Annotated in this window: 1 protein-coding gene; it reads left to right on the forward strand. The window is 65.4% G+C overall.

Features of this window, described 5'->3' with window-relative positions:
- Positions 1–1,131: beta-ketoacyl reductase (locus tag AV521_RS46200; RefSeq protein ID WP_143658791.1), on the forward strand; the 1,131-nt coding region annotated here is incomplete at its 5' end.
- Positions 1,132–1,302: the final 171 nt, after the last annotated feature.

Consider the following 1,302-nt stretch of genomic DNA (forward strand, 5'->3'; position numbering starts at 1 on the left):
ACCATCACCGCCTGCGACGCCGCGAACAAACCCGCACTCACCAAGGCCATCAACACCATCCCCCACGACCACCCCCTCACCGCCGTCATCCACACCACAGGCGCGCTCGACGACGCGACATTGACAGCTTTGACCCCCAAGCAGCTGCGGACGATTCTGGCCTCGAAGGCCGATTCAGCAGTCAACCTGCACGAGTTGACGAGCGACCGTGAGCTGGGCGCCTTCGTCCTGTTCTCCTCGGTCGCGGGTCTGCTGGGGAGCCCCGGTCAGGCCAACTACAGTGCGGCCAACGCGTTCCTGGACGCCCTCGCAGGCCACCGCCACGCCCACGGCCTGCCCGCCACCAGCCTCGCCTGGGGACTGTGGGCCCAAACCAGCGGCATGACAGGCCACCTCAGCGACCAGGACCTCGCCCGCATGTCACGCAGCGCCATCAAGCCGCTCAGCTCCCAGCAGGGACTGCAGATCTTCGACGCCCACAACCACAGCCACCGGCCACTGCACCTCGCCTCCGCACTCAACCTCGACCACATCCCCACCCACCCCCTCTGGTCACGGCTCAAAGCCGTACGACCCACCGCCACCACCCACCAACACGGACCTGCCCTCACCGAACAACTCGCCACCCTCACACCCACCGAACGCCACGAACACATCCTCACCCTCGTCCGCCGGCACACCGCCGTCGTCCTCACCCAAGACACCCCCCACACCATCGAACCCAACCGGGGATTCCTCGACCAAGGCCTGGACTCACTCACCGCCGTCGAACTCCGCAACCGCCTCTTCACCGCCACCGGAATACGACTCCCCGCCACCACCGTCTTCGACCACCCCACCCCCACCGCACTCACCCAATACCTCAACGACCAACTCACCCCCACCACAACCCAAACCACAACAGACACAGCGGAAGTCGAGGCAGGGGAGGCCGAGATTCGCCAGGCACTCGCCAGAATTCCGTTGGCCCAGCTCAGGGAGGCCGGCTTGATGAAGCCTCTGCTGCAGGTCATTGGTTTGGCGGCCGCGACAGTTGGAGCCACGGAAACGGACACCGGGACCGAAGAGGACGCCATCGATCAGATGGCTGTCGACGACCTCATCCAGTCCGCTCTCGGCGACAATTCCTGATTCGACTCGGAAAGCAGGTTTCATCATGGCTGCATCCACAGATGACGTTGTCCGGGCGCTGCGGGCCTCATTGAAGGAACGTGACCGTTTGCAGCGGGAGAACCGCCGGATGGCCGAGGCGGCACGTGAGCCGATCGCGGTGGTGGGTATGGCGTGCCGGTTCCCGGGTGG

This window comes from Streptomyces sp. IMTB 2501, from assembly GCF_001953885.1.
In the GTDB taxonomy this organism is placed as follows: Bacteria; Actinomycetota; Actinomycetes; order Streptomycetales; family Streptomycetaceae; genus Streptomyces.